This is a genomic window from Rhizobium sp. GW821-FHT14E12 (assembly GCF_058803745.1).
Genome location: NZ_JBXAPH010000006.1, coordinates 50,479 through 67,182, shown reverse-complemented (window position 1 = coordinate 67,182; position 16,704 = coordinate 50,479). Strand labels below are relative to the sequence as shown.

Annotated in this window: 14 protein-coding genes and 1 tRNA gene; 11 read left to right on the top strand and 4 right to left on the bottom strand. The window is 61.2% G+C overall.

Annotated features, from left to right (window positions below):
• Positions 1 to 51: 51 nt before the first annotated feature.
• Positions 52 to 3,693 carry an ATP-binding protein gene (locus AC1RO0_RS21360; RefSeq protein WP_498594793.1) on the bottom strand — a complete coding sequence of 1,214 codons (3,642 nt, stop codon included), beginning with the start codon at positions 3,691 to 3,693 and terminating at the stop codon, positions 52 to 54.
• Between the two features lie 223 nt (positions 3,694 to 3,916).
• Between AC1RO0_RS21360 and AC1RO0_RS21355 the strand changes: the two genes are divergently transcribed.
• Positions 3,917 to 4,366, top strand: coding sequence for a phasin (locus AC1RO0_RS21355; protein WP_498594792.1), 450 nt, complete (start codon positions 3,917 to 3,919; stop codon positions 4,364 to 4,366).
• Positions 4,367 to 4,585: 219 nt separating this feature from the next.
• Positions 4,586 to 4,662: transfer RNA gene (locus AC1RO0_RS21350), tRNA-His, on the top strand.
• A gap of 50 nt (positions 4,663 to 4,712) precedes the next feature.
• Here the strand turns inward: AC1RO0_RS21350 and AC1RO0_RS21345 are convergent.
• Both AC1RO0_RS21345 and AC1RO0_RS21340 read right to left on the bottom strand, forming a co-directional pair.
• Positions 4,713 to 4,862 carry a hypothetical protein gene (locus AC1RO0_RS21345; RefSeq protein ID WP_498594791.1) on the bottom strand — a complete coding sequence of 50 codons (150 nt, stop codon included), beginning with the start codon at positions 4,860 to 4,862 and terminating at the stop codon, positions 4,713 to 4,715.
• A 317-nt stretch (positions 4,863 to 5,179) separates the two neighbouring features.
• Positions 5,180 to 6,061 carry a LysR family transcriptional regulator gene (locus AC1RO0_RS21340; protein ID WP_368511669.1) on the bottom strand — a complete coding sequence of 294 codons (882 nt, stop codon included), beginning with the start codon at positions 6,059 to 6,061 and terminating at the stop codon, positions 5,180 to 5,182.
• A gap of 112 nt (positions 6,062 to 6,173) precedes the next feature.
• Here AC1RO0_RS21340 and AC1RO0_RS21335 point away from each other — a divergent pair, with 112 nt between their 5' ends.
• The 9 genes from AC1RO0_RS21335 to AC1RO0_RS21295 all read left to right on the top strand — a co-directional run bounded on the left by AC1RO0_RS21335 (position 6,174) and on the right by AC1RO0_RS21295 (position 15,441).
• Positions 6,174 to 7,670: a CoA-acylating methylmalonate-semialdehyde dehydrogenase gene (locus AC1RO0_RS21335; RefSeq protein ID WP_498594790.1), complete on the top strand. Its 1,497-nt coding sequence runs from the start codon at positions 6,174 to 6,176 to the stop codon at positions 7,668 to 7,670.
• Between the two features lie 145 nt (positions 7,671 to 7,815).
• Positions 7,816 to 8,163: a VOC family protein gene (locus AC1RO0_RS21330; RefSeq protein ID WP_498594789.1), complete on the top strand. Its 348-nt coding sequence runs from the start codon at positions 7,816 to 7,818 to the stop codon at positions 8,161 to 8,163.
• A 288-nt stretch (positions 8,164 to 8,451) separates the two neighbouring features.
• Positions 8,452 to 8,940 (top strand): iron-responsive transcriptional regulator RirA, encoded by a 489-nt coding sequence (gene rirA / locus AC1RO0_RS21325; RefSeq protein ID WP_007700019.1) that lies wholly within the window; start codon positions 8,452 to 8,454, stop codon positions 8,938 to 8,940.
• Positions 8,941 to 9,279: 339 nt separating this feature from the next.
• Positions 9,280 to 10,875, top strand: coding sequence for an ABC transporter substrate-binding protein (locus AC1RO0_RS21320; protein WP_498594788.1), 1,596 nt, complete (start codon positions 9,280 to 9,282; stop codon positions 10,873 to 10,875).
• An 89-nt stretch (positions 10,876 to 10,964) separates the two neighbouring features.
• Positions 10,965 to 11,969: an ABC transporter permease subunit gene (locus AC1RO0_RS21315; protein WP_498594787.1), complete on the top strand. Its 1,005-nt coding sequence runs from the start codon at positions 10,965 to 10,967 to the stop codon at positions 11,967 to 11,969.
• A 9-nt stretch (positions 11,970 to 11,978) separates the two neighbouring features.
• On the top strand, positions 11,979 to 12,872 hold the full coding sequence (locus tag AC1RO0_RS21310; RefSeq protein WP_498594786.1) for an ABC transporter permease subunit: 894 nt from the start codon (positions 11,979 to 11,981) through the stop codon (positions 12,870 to 12,872).
• A complete protein-coding gene (locus AC1RO0_RS21305; protein ID WP_498594785.1) occupies positions 12,872 to 13,888 on the top strand; it encodes an ABC transporter ATP-binding protein in 1,017 nt (338 codons plus the stop codon). The genes AC1RO0_RS21310 and AC1RO0_RS21305 overlap by 1 nt, the downstream gene beginning before the upstream one ends.
• A complete protein-coding gene (locus AC1RO0_RS21300) occupies positions 13,885 to 14,838 on the top strand; it encodes a peptide ABC transporter ATP-binding protein (protein ID WP_498594784.1) in 954 nt (317 codons plus the stop codon). Before AC1RO0_RS21305 ends, AC1RO0_RS21300 begins: the two co-directional genes overlap by 4 nt.
• Positions 14,839 to 14,913: 75 nt before the next feature.
• On the top strand, positions 14,914 to 15,441 hold the full coding sequence (locus AC1RO0_RS21295; RefSeq protein WP_498594783.1) for a gluconokinase: 528 nt from the start codon (positions 14,914 to 14,916) through the stop codon (positions 15,439 to 15,441).
• A gap of 12 nt (positions 15,442 to 15,453) precedes the next feature.
• On the opposite strand, the gene AC1RO0_RS21290 is transcribed toward AC1RO0_RS21295, so the two are convergent.
• Positions 15,454 to 16,701, bottom strand: coding sequence for an NAD(P)/FAD-dependent oxidoreductase (locus tag AC1RO0_RS21290; protein WP_498594782.1), 1,248 nt, complete (start codon positions 16,699 to 16,701; stop codon positions 15,454 to 15,456).
• Between the last annotated feature and the right edge of the window lie 3 nt (positions 16,702 to 16,704).

Genomic DNA, 16,704 nt, shown 5'->3' with positions numbered 1-16,704 from the left:
TACGCTCGGTCGCATTTGCGGCAACCGCCCGCTAATTTGACAGACCGAAAATCAATTCGCCAACACCCGCGGCGACGGGAACGTGACTTCCACCAAGGTCCCCTCGTTCGGCGAGGAATTGATCGCGAAGGTCGCGCGGTTGGCGTCGACCATGGCTTTGGTCAGCGGTAGGCCGAGGCCGGTGCCATCTCCGCGTTTGCGGGAGTTGGTCGAGACCTGGCGGAAAGGCTTCATTGCCTGTTCCAGCTCCGAGCGCGTCATGCCGACGCCGGTATCGCGGATACGCATCACCACGCTGCCATTGCCCTCATAGGAGGTGGAGACCACGATCTGGCCGCCGGACGGCGTGAAGCGGATGGCGTTCGACAGGATGTTGAGCGCGATCTGCTTGATTGAGCGCAGGTCGGCGACGACATTTGGCACGGCTTGCGAGAGCGCGGTGCGAATGATGACGCGCTGGCTGTTGGCCTGCGGCTGCACCAGCGATACGGCTTCGGCAATCGCTTCGTTGAGGCCGACCGAGGCAAATTCCAGGTCCATCTCGCCGGCTTCGATCTTGGAAATATCCAGGAGATCGTTGACGATATCGAGCACATGCCGGCCGGAGCGGCCGATGTCGGTCGCATATTCGACATAACGGGAGTGGCCGATTGGCCCGAAGCGCTCGCCGGCCATCATGTCGGAAAAGCCAATGATGGCGTTGAGCGGTGTGCGGATTTCATGGCTGACGCGGGCAAGGAAGTCCGTCTTGTGGGCATTGGCGGTTTCCGCCGCGCGCTTGGCGTTGCGCAGCTCTTCCTCGGTGCGCTTCCATTGCGTGATGTCGCGGATGACGGCGCAATAGCCGTTGGAGGAATTCAGCCGCCCCATGGTCATGAACAGCGGCACGAAGCCGCCCGAGGCTTCGCGGCCCATGACCTCGCGGCCGTCGTTCAGCACGCTCGCCACGCCATGGCCTGAGAGCCCGCTGAGGTAATCGAGCACTGCCTTCTGGCTCTCATGCGCAAACAGCATGACGAAAGGCTTGCCGCGGGTTTCCTGATCGTCGAAGTTGAAGAGGGCGCTTGCCGAGCGGTTCATCGAGCGGATGTCGCCGTCCTGGCCGATGATGACGACGCCGTCCGTTGCTGTTTCCAGCGTCGACTGCAGCTCCTCGATTTCGACCTGAAGCTTGGCGAGCTTTTCGATCATGCGCTCCGGCCGCGCTTCTTCGGGCACGGGTTCCGACGGGGAGGCATCATTCTTCTCGAGCGGCATCAGCGCCAGCATCAAGGCGGTGCCGTCTTCCCAGCGGATCGACTGCAGCCGCGCGGTAACCGGCACCAGCGTGTCGTCGGCGCGCACCACCATCATCGTGCCCGGCTGCTCGGTCTTGCCCTCGAGGTCATGGCGCTGCAGCAGCGCATCCAGACCGCCGACATGGTCGAGGTCGGAGAGGTTCTCATAGCCCGTCAATCGCAGGAATTCCGGGTTGCCATGGATCAGCCGGTCGCCAGCATGGATGAGGATGGCAAGCGGCAGTTGATCGACGATCTCGTCCGACAGGCCGTTGCGCATTTTCACGCGCGACGGAATGGCGGTGTTCAAGACGCCCAGCGGATCGAGATGTTCTTCAGGCTCTGATGCTTCTGCGTCGGGGGCGGCGGCTTCCATCGGCTTTTCGGCTTCAACCAGGGGCTCCGGTTCGGACTGCGCGACAGCGTCGGTCTCCGGCGCGATCGCGTCTTGCGGCTGGTCTTCGGCCGTACCGGACAGAATCTCGTCCGCCGCATTCGGCTTCGGAGCGGCTTCGGCACCTTCTTCCGGCTGCGCGCCCTGTTCGGGCGTCTCGGTGCGTTTGCCGAAAGGTTCGAGCTGACGGGCGATTTCGCGGAAGGCTGCCTGCTCGCTCAGCGACAGGCCACCCGGCATCGACGAGCGCCGTTCGTGGAGCTGGATGATCTTGTCGGTCTCGCGCCGGTTTGGCGTCTCGGCAATCGTCAGCGCCGGCGGCTCTTCATTCGCGGGAGCGGGTTCCTCCGTTGCCTCGGGAACAGTGTCCTCTCCTTCGGCAACATATTCCTCAGCAGCGGAATGCAGCACATCTTCGGCAATTGCCGGAGCCGTCGCATCCGTCTCGACCGCCGCCGGTTCTTCCGTAGCGCGCGGCGCCCGAACGGCCTGATCTTCCTCTGTACCCAGCGTCAATCCGAGTTTCATCGGATCTTCGATGGCGTCGGAGAGACGGACGACGCCGAAGCCCCTGAAGCCGTCGAAGTCGCGGCTGCGCGTATAGGTCGGCAAGGCGGCGAGGTCGACCGGCACGATCAGGCTGGTCTTCTCCACCGGCCAGTAGATCGTCCGGCCCGACCATGTGTCGCGCCGTGCCAGAAGCTCGGCGATCTTGCCGTCCGGATCGAGATTGAAATGCGTGGCAACATCGGTGAAGGCAGTGCCGGTCACCTTGGCGGCATGTGGGCCAACGGCCTCGGCGAATTCTCGCGAAACCTCGCTGAAGCGACCCTCGGCATCGATCTTCCAGACGAAGCGGGTAGCGCGGCCATTACGCTTGAAGATGAATTCTCCCGGCTGGCCGTCCGCGACTACATCGTCTTCGGGAGCAGCCGGCTCGGCGCTCGCTTCCTCGTGCTCCACTGGGCTTTCGACGGCGGCTGACGCAACCACGTCATCGCTTTCATCCGTCAGTTCGTCGGCATGCGCAGCTGCTTCGATCTGTTCCTCACTTGCGCCGTCCATCGTCGCCAGCTGGCGGAGATCCTCGCCCGCGGCATCGGATTGCGCGGGTGTCGTCTCATGGACGTTGACGTCTTCCGGCGTGTCTTCCACTTCCTCGATATCCGCCACGGCATCGAGAACGTCTGCGGAGGGGGAGGCGGCATTCGCGACAGGGGCGGTGTCGGAAACAGGTGTCGGCTCGACCGCTGCGGCCTCAAGCTCGCTGCGGGCTTCTTCCGCCTCTGGCTCGACCTTGGCGATTGCGGCTGGAGCAGCGGATGTGTCGGGGCCTTCCGTCGGATCGAGATGACCGAGCACGGTTTCGACGACGAAGAGCAGGTGCAGGGCAGGGATTTCCGACAGCTTGCCGACGGCGGCAGGCAGATAGCCACGGCCGGTCGGGATCGGCCGCTTGATCAGCCGTTCCGGCAATGCCCCTGCCATGGTCGTCAACATTTTCGCGGTGTGCGGCGTCACGCCAAGGGCCTCGAAACCGGTGGACGCGGCGATGACGTCGCCATCACGGCCGATCACCGCCATATGCGTATCGGGATCATCGAAGCCGTCGATCATCCGCTTGGCGCTTTCGGCGGCTGCCAGTGGCTTGACCGAGACTGGAGAGGAAAACAGGATTGCCTCTTCGCCCGCCTGGACGCGGATGATTTCGACAGCGGCGTTAACCACGGCACGCTGGAAACCGGAGGCCATGCGGATCAGGAAAGTGCGCTGGTCGCCGACGGCGCCAAGCCCGCGTGCCGTCGCTTCGATCTGGCGGAAAGAGACGTCGCCGGCCTTCGGCCCCTGATCGAGAAAATCATAAATAATGTCATAGCCAAAGAGATTGGCCCCGGCGCCATTGGCCCAGAGAACGCGATCCATGCCTGCCGAGAACATCACCATGGCCTCGCCGCGCGCAAAGCGTTCCCGAACGCGGGGGTGCACGGCGATGTCAATGAATGGATACTGGACTGCGGGCATGTTCCAACCTGCTTTGCGGGCGTGACCGCCTCTCTTGCTTTAACGCTTTATTAATACCGGTGCGCCGGTTTCAGGTCCAGCGAACGGCCAGTTTTTCGGCTGGCAGGGTTAACGCGTTGTGCGGCGCACAAATATGTTGCACTGCACAATAATCTATATTATATAAGCCTCACTCACATTCACGAAGGGCGCTCGGAGGAGGGCCCGCACTAGGAGCGTTACCATGGCTACTGTAAAGAAAGACGACGTTTTTTCAACGGCTGCATTCGACCCTTCCAAGCTCTCCGAATCCTTCCGCGACTTCGCGGAAAAGGGCGCGGCCCAGTCCAAGGAAGCCTTCGCCAAGATGAAGACCGCCGCTGAAGAAGCCGGCAAGACCGTTGAAGCCACCGTGCAGACTGCGCAGGCCGGCTCCGTCGAGATCGGCCTCAAGGCCATCGACGCGCTGCGCACCAATGCTGAGAGCTCGCTGGCGCACATGGAAGCCTTGCTTCGCGTCAAGTCCGTTGCCGAACTCTTCGAACTGCAGACCTCCTTCATTCGCAAGCAGGCTGAAGTGACCGTCGAGCAGGCCAAGTCCATTCAGGAAACCACCAAGCAGGTTGCTGAAAAGCTGGCAAAGCCGGCCAGGGACGCAGCTGAAAAGGCCATGTCCTCCTTCAAGGCAGCCTAATTTCCCAAAAAGCCTCCCAAGGCCAAAACGTCCCGTTTTCAGGTGAAAGCGGGACGTTTCTGATTGAGGGCGATGGAGCGGCTTTTGTTCCGTCGTTTGAAGGTGCGGTGCCCAAGAACTGGGTATCATGCCCAGCTTTTTCATATTGCGGGTAGATAGGACTTGAAATAATTTCAAAGTCCTCGTATGTCACCCCCGTTCGCGGCGACGCGAGCATGTGCGGTTGTAGCTCAGTTGGTTAGAGCGCAGGTTTGTGGCACCTGAGGTCGGAGGTTCGAGACCCCCCAACCGTACCATTTTTCCCTTGATAGCTAAGAGATCATGGCTCCCCGGCATCGGCCGCGAGCTATTTCTTGCCTTCGGGCTTCTTGACGACGTGCCCCGGCGAGATCGGATCGCTTGCCGGAAAGGTTTCCTCAAGCGCCTCCTCGAGATAGTCGTCTTGCTCCTTGTGTTCTTTCTGGGCCTGCTTCGTTTTCTTTTTCTCAGCCATCATTTTCGCTCCCTGAGATCTTCCTAAGATACTAGATCAAGGCTGCCCCTTGTCCAGCTTCGTCTGGACCGTCTGAGGCATTTCCCATGGAACCCTGCCTGCTCCCGACCGTTAGCCAATATCAGCAACAAGACGGAAGGAACTGGCATGTCCGTGCCACACGAGCCAATTCCAGAGACGCCACCGATGCCCGATCCCGGCTGGATTCCGAAGCCGCCGATAGAGGAGCCGGAGCCTGACAGCTTGCCGGATGAACTTCCTGTTCCCAATCCCGATGAGAACGAGGAGCCGCCGAAGCATGTGCAGCGCCGGGGGCAGCGTTACAAAAACATCCGCCGTTCTTCGCTCACCAGCTCCTGCAGAAAATCCGCGACGGTGCGAACCCGCACTAGGTCGCGGGCGCTCTCGTGGTAGGTGGTCCAATAGGCGCGTTTGATCGAGATATCGGGCAGGATGCGGGTCAGTTCCGGGTATTGCCGGGCGATATAGTCGTGCAGGATGCCGACCCCGGCGCCGGAGCGCACGGCTTCGGTCTGGCCGATGGAAGTGGAGATTTCGAAGGAGGCGTCCCAACTCCGCATGATTTCGCCGGAGAAGTTCAATGAGGCGGTAAAGAGCAGGTCTTCGACATAGCCGATGCGCGGATGCAGCTTTAGCGCTTCGACGCTGTCGGGCAGGCCGGCCTTGTCGAGATAGGCTTTCGAGGCATAGAGCCCGAGCGTGTAGTCCGTCAGCTTCGAGGAGACCAGCCGTCCCTGTTCCGGACGCTCCAGCGTAATGGCGATATCGGCCTCGCGCTGCGACAGCGAGAAGGAGCGGGGGACGGGCACGAGCTGGATGCGCAGCTCCGGATAGCGCGCGATCAGCCGCCCGAGCCTGGGCGCCAGGAAGGAGACGCCGAAGCCGTCCGGCGCGCCGATGCGCACCGTGCCGGTAATGGCGCTGTCGAGATGACCGACGCTTGCCTGCGCCCGCAGCATCTCGGTCTCCATGCGTTCGGCGGCGTGCAGGAAGATTTCGCCCTCGGCCGTCAGCTCGCAGCCATTGGTGCGGCGCACCAGCAGCCTGGCCTTCAGCCGTTCCTCCAGCGTCGTCACCCGCCGCGACAGGGTCGCATGGTTGACCCCCAGCCGCTTCGAGGCCGCGAGGATCTGGCCCGTGCGGGCCACGGCGAGGAACATGCGGACGTCATCCCAATCCATATGCACACCTTGGGCTTCAATTTTTGCACAACGGTTGCTTATAACAGCTCATTGATTTGTGCAAATTGAAGTGCGATCCTGCACTCATCCAAGAAAACGAGGAGGCACATCCATGCATGAGATTGGTCATTTTATCGGCGGCAAGCACGTCGCCGGCACCAGCGGACGCACCGCCAACGTCTACAATCCGGCAACCGGCGAAGTCCAGTCGACGGTAGCGCTTGCCAGCGTCGAGGAAATCCGCGCCGCCGTCGAAAACGCCAAGACAGCGCAGCCGAAATGGGCCGCCACCAATCCGCAGCGCCGCGCCCGCGTCTTCTTCAAGTTCGTCGAGTTGCTGAACAAGCATATGGACGAGCTGGCCACGATGCTCTCCAAGGAGCACGGCAAGACGGTTGAAGACTCCAAGGGCGATGTCATTCGCGGCCTGGAAGTCTGCGAATTCGTCTGCGGCATTCCGCACCTTGCCAAGGGTGAGTTCACCGAAGGCGCCGGCCCGGCGATCGACATGTATTCCATCCGCCAGCCGGTTGGTATCGGCGCCGGCATCACGCCGTTCAACTTCCCGGGCATGATCCCGATGTGGATGTTTGCGCCTGCAATCGCCTGCGGCAACGCTTTTATCCTGAAGCCGTCCGAGCGCGATCCTTCCCTGCCGATCCGCCTTGCCGAACTGATGATCGAAGCCGGCCTGCCGGCGGGCATCCTCAATGTCGTCAACGGCGACAAGGCTGCGGTCGACGCCATCCTGACGGATCCGGATATCGGCGCCGTCTCCTTCGTCGGCTCGACGCCGATCGCCCGCTATGTCTACGGCACGGCGGCTGCGAACGGCAAGCGCGCACAGTGCTTCGGCGGTGCCAAGAACCACATGATCATCATGCCGGACGCCGATCTGGACCAGGCCGTCAACGCCCTGATGGGTGCGGGCTACGGCTCGGCCGGCGAGCGCTGCATGGCGATCTCCGTCGCGGTTCCCGTCGGCGAAGACACGGCGAACCGCCTGGTCGAAAAGCTGATCCCGAAGATCGAATCGCTGCGCATCGGCCCTTACACCGACGACAAGGCCGACATGGGCCCTGTTATCACCAAGGACGCCTATAACCGTATCAACGGCCTGATCGATCGCGGTGTCGAAGAGGGCGCCAAGCTCCTCGTCGACGGTCGCGGCTTCAAGCTGCAGGGCTACGAGGACGGCTATTTCGTCGGCGGCAGCCTGTTCGATCACGTCACGGCGGACATGGATATCTACAAGGCCGAGATTTTCGGACCGGTCCTCTCGGTCGTCCGCGCCAAGAACTATGAAGACGCGCTCGAGCTGCCGATGAAGCACGAATATGGCAACGGCGTTGCCATCTACACCCGTGATGGCGACGCAGCTCGTGATTTCGCCTCGCGCATCAATATCGGCATGATCGGCATCAACGTTCCGATCCCGGTTCCGCTTGCCTATCATTCCTTCGGCGGCTGGAAGGCCTCGAGCTTCGGCGACCTCAACCAGCACGGCACGGACTCGATCAAGTTCTGGACCCGCACCAAGACGATCACCGCCCGCTGGCCGTCAGGCATCAAGGATGGTGCCGAATTCGTCATGCCGACGATGAAGTGATCTGCGTCGATCTTGTATGAGATCCGCCGCCGCCCGATGTTGAGTTGGGCGGCGGTTTTTTATTGCGGTTATTTCCCGCTCCGTCATCTTGCCGGAGATCTTGTTTTAGATTAGAACAAAACAAGAACAATTGGAGGGCAGCGCAATGCCTGCGACCTATCAGATCGACTATCTCGAATTCCCATCGACCGATGCGTTGAAGACCCGGCGTTTTTTCGCGGAAGCCTTCGACTGGACCTTCGTCAGCTACGGGCCGACCTATCACGTCATCGAGGCAGCCGGGATCGACGCCGGTATCGATGGCGATGCGGGGGAGGCCACCGGCTCGCCGTTGCCGGTCGTGCGCGCGACCGATCTGGAAGCGGCGCAGCGTGCGGTCGAGCTTGCCGGCGGTGTGGTGACCCGTGCGGCTTTCGACTTTCCGGGCGGTCGGCGCTTTCATTTCCGCGAGCCGGGTGGTTGCGAGATGGCGGTCTGGATTTCGGTGCCGTGAAAATTGGTTTTTGCAGCAGGGTAGGGAAGCCGCAGGCTTTGGTGCTTGCCGCCAGACACCCTGTTGCTAATTATAATAGTTGGGTGAGTCTTCTGTTGGGTGGCAATCCTCGATTATGCCAGGGAGCTTCGAGACAAAAAGGTGCAGTCGTGAAAACCGGTCTTGATCCGGTCGGCTCCATCAGAATAACGTGAATGTAAATTTCATATTTTGGAATTGTTCCAAACTAAGAAACGCACTATATAGCTCTCGACCCGTCCTTTGCGGCCTCGATTCCAGGAGATCGGCATGCGCCTGACCAAGCAGACCAACTACGCAGTGCGTATGCTCATGTATTGCGCCGCCAACGAAGGCTACTTGAGCCGCATCCCGGAAATCGCCAAGGCCTATGGTGTTTCCGAGCTGTTTTTGTTCAAGATTCTGCAGCCATTGACCAAGGCTGGCCTGGTGGAAACCGTGCGTGGCCGTAATGGCGGCGTGCGCTTGGGCAAGCCACCGACCGATATCAGCCTGTTCGACGTCGTCCGGGTGACCGAGGATAGTTTCGCCATGGCGGAATGCTTCGAGGACGGTGCCGTCGAATGCCCGCTGGTCGATAGCTGCGGCCTGAATTCGGCGCTGCGCAAGGCGCTTAACGCCTTTTTCGACGTGCTGACGGAATATTCCATCGACGACCTCGTCAAGGCCCGCCCGCAGATCAACTTCCTGCTTGGCCTGGATGAGTTGGATCACAGGGGCATCGCCAAGAAGATGCCGATCACGGCACCGGCCGCCTGATCCCACTTTTTAAGTCGCGTGTATTTTCAATCCGCGGTTGCCTGAGGCAGCCGCGGATTTTCCTTTGTACAGTTGCATAATATTGTAATGAGCCGTTGGTAATATCGAAGAGAAAAACGCAAAATTCTTCGAAAAATATCCAAAATACGCGCATGGTATCCAGATTGTTGCCTATGCAGGGCATTTTTTGTGCAAAAATTTCCAAACTCCATGATTTGGAAAAATTTTAGGCGGCCCATGTTGCTTTCATACATTAAATAGCGTTCCATCGGCCCGATCCGGATAGGAACCTCTGGGAACCACGGCTTCAAAAGAAGAACAAACCTGGGAAACGACATCATGAAAAAGATCTCTGTCCTCTTGGCAGTGACCGCCTTGGCTTCCGTCATGGCGACGTCCGCCTGGTCGAAAACGCTTGTTTACTGCTCGGAAAGCTCGCCGGAGGGTTTCGATCCGGGAATTTACACCGGCGGCAACACCTTCGATGCCTCTTCGCGTACGGTCTATAGCCGTCTCGTCGAATTCAAGCATGGCAGCACCGAAGTTGAGCCGGGCCTGGCCGAAAGCTGGACGGTTTCCCCCGACGGTAAGGAATACACCTTCAAGCTCCGCAAGGGCGTGAAGTTCCAGGTGACCGACTTCTTCACTCCGACGCGCGATCTCACTGCCGACGACGTCATCTTCTCCTTCGAGCGCCAGCTCAAGGAAGACAGCCCCTGGGCCAAGTATGTCGCCGGTGGTTCCTACGAATACGCAGACGGCATGGGTTTCCCCAAGCTGATCAAGTCGATCGAGAAGGTTGACGATCTCACGGTCAAGTTCGTGCTGAACCGTCCGGAAGCACCGTTCATCGCCGACCTCGCGATGGATTTCAGCTCGATCCTGTCGAAGGAATATGCCGATAAGCTCCAGGCCGATGGCAAAATGGCGCAGATGAACCAGCAGCCGCTCGGCACTGGCCCGTTCACCTTCGTCGCCTACCAGCCAGACGCCGTCATCCGCTACAAGGCGAATGAAACCTATTTCAAGGGCAAGGAAAAGATCGACGATCTCGTCTTCGCGATCACGCCCGATGCTTCCGTGCGCGCGCAGAAGCTGAAATCCGGCGAATGCAACATCATGCCTTACCCGAACGCCGCCGACATCAAGGACCTGAAGGCCGATCCGAACCTCAAGGTTCTCGAGCAGGCCGGCCTGAACGTCTCGTACCTCGCCTACAACACGCTGGTTGCGCCTTTCGATAAGGTCGAAGTGCGCAAGGCCATCAACATGGCCGTCAACAAGCAGGCGATCGTCGATGCCGTCTTCCAGGGCTCGGGCACGGTTGCGACCAACCCGATCCCGCCGACCATGTGGTCCTATAACAAGGACGTCAAGGACGACGCCTACAGCCCGGACGAAGCCAAGAAGCTGCTTGAAAAGGCCGGCGTCAAGGATCTCAGCATGAAGATCTGGGCGATGCCGGTATCGCGCCCGTATATGCTCAACGCGCGCCGCGCCGCCGAGCTGATGCAGGCGGACCTTGCCAAGATCGGCGTCAAGGTCGAGATCGTCACCTATGACTGGGCTCAGTACCTGAAGCTGTCCTCCGCCAAGGACCGCGACGGCGCGGCTATCCTCGGCTGGACCGGCGACAACGGCGACCCGGACAACTTCCTTGATACGCTGCTCGGCTGCGACGCTGTCGGCGGCAACAACCGCGCGCAGTGGTGCAACAAGGAATTCGACGATCTGGTGAAGAAGGCCAAGCAGACCGCCGACGTCAAGGAGCGCACCAAGCTCTATGAAGAGGCTCAGGTCATCTTCAAGCGCGAAGCACCGTGGATGACCATCGACCATTCGGAAGAGTTCATCCCGATGACGAAGAATGTCTCCGGCTACGTTCAGGACCCGGTCGGCGTTCATCGCTTCGATGGCGTCGATATCGCCGAATAACAAAAAATCTGTGAGAATGCCCGGCTAAGACCGGGCGACCCGGCGGTCAGGCATTTTGCCTGACCGCCGGAAAAATTTGGACACCTGTCATGTTGCGATTTCTTTTCAGCCGCCTTGCGGTGCTGATCCCGACATTCCTCGGCGTATCGATTATCGCCTTCTCCCTCATCCGGCTGCTTCCGGGCGATCCTGTCATGCTGCTGTCGGGCGAACGGGTCATGTCGCCGGAGCGACATGCCCAGATCACGCACGATCTCGGCTATGACCGCCCGATGGTCGTCCAGTACGGCAGTTACATCTGGAAGGCGCTGCACGGCGATCTCGGCGCCTCGATCACCACCAAGCGTGATGTGCTGACCGACTTCTTCACCTTCTTCCCGGCAACGCTGGAACTGTCGATCTGCGCCATGATCCTGGCGATCTGTCTTGGCATCCCGGCCGGCGTTTTCGCCGCCGTCAAGCGTGGCACATGGTTCGACCAGAGCGTCATGGGCGTGGCCCTCGTCGGCTATTCCATGCCGATCTTCTGGTGGGGTCTGCTGCTGATCATCGTCTTCAACGGTTACCTGCACTGGACGCCGGTTTCGGGCCGCATCGGCCTCATTTATTTCTTCAAGCCGATCACCGGCTTCATGCTGATCGACAGCCTCCTGTCCGGTCAGAAGGGCGCCTTCGCCTCCGCGCTCAACTCGCTGATCCTGCCTACCGTCGTGCTCGGCACCATTCCGCTCGCCGTCATCGCGCGGCAGACGCGTTCGGCGATGCTGGAAGTGCTGGGTGAGGATTATGTCCGCACCGCCCGCTCCAAGGGCCTCTCGCCGCTACGCGTCGTCTCCGTGCACGCGCTGCGAAACGCCATGATCCCCGTCGTCACCACCATCGGCCTGCAGGTCGGCGTGCTGCTCGGCGGCGCCATCCTGACGGAAAGCATCTTTTCCTGGCCGGGCATCGGCAAGTGGATGATCGACGCCGTCTCCAAGCGCGATTATCCCGTGGTGCAGGGCGGCCTGCTGTTGATCGCGGGCATCGTCATGCTCGTCAATCTTGCCGTCGATCTGCTCTACGGTTTCATCAATCCACGTATTCGTCACTAGGAGCGGCCCATGAGCACGGTCAGTGTCAAGTCCGACCGCCCCTCCGCTCTTGCGGAGTTCTGGTATTATTTCTCTCGAAACAAGGGCGCCGTCATCGGACTGGCGATCTTTCTTTTCGTTCTGTTCCTGGCGATCTTCGCCGGCATCGTCGCCCCGCATGATCCGGATGCCGCTTATGGCAGCGCCATGCAGCGCCTGCCGCCGTTCTGGTCGGAAGGCAGCAATAGCAGCTTCCTGCTCGGGACCGACGCCAATGGCCGCGACCTTCTCTCGCGCCTGATCTACGGCACGCGGTTCTCGCTGTTCATTGGCCTCGTGGTCGCCTCGCTTTCGGCGATCGCCGGCATTCTGATCGGCCTCGTCGCCGGTTATGTTCGTGGCCGCACCGATACGATCATCATGCGCGTCATGGACATCATCCTCGCCATCCCCTCGCTGCTGCTCGCTCTCGTGCTGGTGGCGATCCTGGGGCCTGGCCTGACCAACGCGATGATCGCGATCTCGATCGTCAACCAGCCGCATTTCGTCCGCCTGACCCGCGCCTCGGTGATGGCCGAGCGTGACAAGGAATATGTCATCGCCTCGCGCGTTTCCGGTGCCGGGCCGCTGCACCTGATGTTCAAGACCATTCTGCCGAACTGTCTCGGGCCGTTGATCGTGCAGGCGACGCTTGCCTTCTCCTCCGCGATCCTCGACGCCGCCGCTCTTGGCTTTCTTGGCCAGGGCGCGCAGCCGCCGACGCCGGAATGGGGCACGATGCTGGCGGATTCGCGCGAATTCTTCCAGAGCAACCCCTGGCTGGTCACTCTCCCCGGTCTCTGCATCCTGATCACGGTTCTCGCCATCAATCTGATGGGCGACGGCCTGCGCGATGCTTTCGACCCGAAGCTGAAGAGGTCGTAATGGCACTTCTCGATATTCAAAATCTCACCGTCGAATTCCAGACCGCGTCCGGCCTGTTCCGGGCAGTGGACGGCGTATCGCTCACCTGCGACAAGGGGGAAATCCTCTCGATCGTCGGCGAATCCGGTTCCGGCAAGTCCGTGTCCATGCTGGCCCTGATGGGACTTCTGCCCTGGACGGCGAAGATCACCGCCGACCGCATGATGTTCGACGGCAAGGATCTGCGCGGCATCTCCTCGCGCCAGCGCCGCAAGATCGTCGGCAAGGACATGGCGATGATCTTCCAGGAGCCGATGTCGAGCCTCAATCCGTGCTTCACGGTCGGTTTCCAGCTTGGCGAGACCCTGCGCATTCACATGGGCCTCGACCGCAAAGCCCGTCGCGATCGCTCGATCGAGCTTCTCAACCTCGTCGGCATCCCGGCGCCGGAAGACCGCCTGTCGAACTTTCCGCACCAGATGTCGGGCGGTATGAGCCAGCGCGTCATGATCGCCATGGCGCTTGCCTGCAATCCAAAGCTCCTGATCGCCGACGAGCCGACCACCGCGCTCGACGTCACCATCCAGGCACAGATCCTCGATCTGCTCGTGCGCCTGCAGCAGGAACAGGGCATGGCGCTGGTGCTGATCACCCATGACATGGGCGTCGTCGCCGAGACCGCCGAGCGCGTGCAGGTGCAATATGCCGGTCAGAAGGTCGAGGAGCAGCCAGTTAAGGCGCTGTTCCGCGATCCACATCATCCCTATACGGCGGCGCTTCTCTCGGCTCTGCCGGAGCGCGCCATCGTCGGCCAACGCCTGCCGTCGATCGCCGGCGTCGTGCCCGGCCAGCATGATCGTCCCACGGGCTGTCTTTTCGCACCTCGCTGTTCGTTCGCGACGCCCGAATGCGATCGTGGCGTCAAGCGCCAGGGCATCGAACTTGGCGTGACGCTCTGCAACTATCCGCTGGAACACGGCAAGCCGCTCGGTCATCCCGGCCTTGTCGCCACGCAAACAGCAGGAGGTGCCGCATGACCGGCGCTGTTCTCGAAGGGCGCGATCTCGCCCGCTTCTACTCCGTCAAGCGCGGCAGCTTCAAACCGGAGGCAACCGTCAAGGCGTTGAACGGCGTCAGCTTCAGCCTGCAATCTGGCCGCACACTCGCCGTCGTTGGCGAATCCGGTTGTGGCAAGTCGACGCTCGCTCGTCTGGTGACGATGATCGAACACCCGACCTCGGGCGAATTGCTGATCGACGGCAAGCCGGCGAAGATTGGCGACCGCAGCCTGCGCAGCGCCGTGCAGATCGTCTTCCAGAATCCCTACGGCTCGCTCAACCCGCGCCAGAAGGTCGGTTCCATCCTCGAGGAGCCGCTGAAGATCAACACCGATGACGATGCCGCCACCCGCCGTGGCAAGGCTGAGGCCATGATGGCGCGCGTCGGCCTGCGTCCGGAACATTACGATCGCTATCCGCACATGTTCTCCGGCGGCCAGCGCCAGCGCATCGCTATTGCCCGCGCGCTGATGCTGAAGCCGAAGGTGCTGGTGCTGGACGAGCCGGTTTCCGCACTCGATCTGTCGATCCAGGCGCAGGTGCTGAACCTCCTGATGGACCTGCAGAAGGAGATGGGCCTCGCCTATCTCTTCATCTCGCACGGCCTTTCGGTGGTACGTCACATCGCCGACGACGTGATGGTGATGTATCTCGGCCGCCCGGTGGAAACCGGCACGGCGGAAGAGGTCTTCACCCGCCCGCGCCATCCCTATACGGCAGCCCTTCTGTCGGCGACGCCGATTGCTGATCCTGATCGCGCGAAGAATCGCATTCGTCTACAGGGCGAGCTGCCATCGCCGCTCAATCCGCCGACCGGCTGTCACTTCAACCCGCGCTGCTGGCGCGCGCAGGATAAATGCCGTCAGGTGATGCCGGAACTGACGGGCGAGGGGACACACAAGTTTTCTTGCTTCTTCCCGCTGGATTGATCCAAGTTGCGAATCAGGCATGGCCGGTCTTTCCAGCCATGCCTGATTGATGACTATTCCTTCAGGGCGAATTCAATGAGCGATACATCAAACACTTCCCTCGCCATCATTGTCATGGGCGTCAGCGGCAGCGGCAAATCCTCGATCGGTGAGAAGGCGGCGGCTCGGCTCGGCTTGCGCTATGTCGAGGGTGACGCGCTGCATCCCACCGCCAATGTCGAGAAGATGAGCAAGGGCATCCCGCTGACGGATGAGGATCGCTGGCCCTGGCTCGACGTGATCGGTCAGGAGATTGCCGAGAGCCTCGCAAAAGGCGAGGGTATCGCCGTTTCCTGCTCGGCGTTGAAACTCGTCTATCGCGAGCGCCTGCGGGCTGCCGCCGGCGGGCACCTCTATTTCATCTATCTCGACGGCTCGAAGGAATTGCTGACCAGGCGCATGGGCGAACGCAAGGGCCACTTCATGCCGTCATCGCTGCTGGAAAGCCAGCTTCGCACGCTGGAAGTGCCGACCGGCGAGCCTGGCGTCGTCACCGTCAGCATTGATGATACCATCGACGGTATCGTCGAGGCCGCGCTCAAAGGCCTTGCCGCAATCGGTTGAAGCCCTGCGATATCAGGGCGCGAACCGGCCCGGCGCATAGGCCGAGATATCGATGAAGGGCGTTTCGCCGGTGATGAGTTCGGCGAGAACGCGGCCGGTCACCGGCCCGAGCGTCAGGCCGTGATGGGCATGGCCGAAGGCGAACCACAGGCCGTTATGGCGCGGCGCCTTGCCGATGATCGGCATCATGTCCGGAGTGCAGGGGCGGGCGCCCATCCAGGGCTCCGCATCGAGCCGTTCGCCGAGCGGAAATACAGTGCGGGCGACGGCCTCGGCGCGGTCGAGCTGCACTGGCGTCTTCGGCGCGTCGCGTCGCGCGAATTCAGCCCCGGTCGTGAGCCTTATGCCGCGGCTCATCGGCGCCATCAGGTAGCCGCGCTCCGCATCCAGTACCCAGTTGTTGAGGACGGCGTTGCCCTCGGCTGCATAATGCATGTGATAGCCGCGCTTGACGCCGAGCGGAAAGGCGTAGCCGAAGCGCTTCGTCACCTGATCCGCCCAGGGGCCGAGCGCGACGACGACATCCTCGGCTTCGATCGACCCCTCCGCCGTCACCATTTTCCAGCTTGAACCGGAGAGGCCAAGCGAGACGGCGTCGCCGGTCGTGACGCGGCCGCCGATGCTTTCGAAATATTTGCGATAGGCGGCGGTCAAACCGTGTGGGTCGAGCACCGACCACGGATCGCGCCAGCGCAGGGCGCCAGCGAAACTGTCCGTGAGATGCGGCTCCGATGTCGCCACGTCGGCGCCGGTTAGAGCGTCGGAGGCAATGCCGAATTCGCGGCTGAGACGCTCGGCCTCGGCGAATTCCGCATCGCGTTTCTCGTTCGAGCGGTAAAGTTCGATCCAGCCGTCTTTGCGGATCAGTTCCTCGGCATGGGAAGCTTCGATGAGGTCGTTATGCTCGCTGATGGAATGGGCGATGAGCGGCGCATAGGCGCGGGAGATCATCTCATGGCGCTTGGTATTGGAGTTCCACCAGTAACGGGCGAGGAAGGCGATCTGGCTTGGCAGGGCCTTGAGGTGATAATGCGCGTCGATGCGGTTGTTGAAGGCATAGCGCAGCAGCAGGCCGAATTGCTGCGGAAAGCCGTAGGGAACGACGCCCTCGCGCTGGATCAGGCCGGCATTGCCGAAGGAGGTTTCCTGACCGGGCGACTTGCGATCGACGAGGGTCACCTGGCGTCCGCGCCGCTGGAGGTGGATGGCTGTCGATACGCCGACAATGCCCGCGCCGAGCACGATTGCGTCTTTTGTCATGAT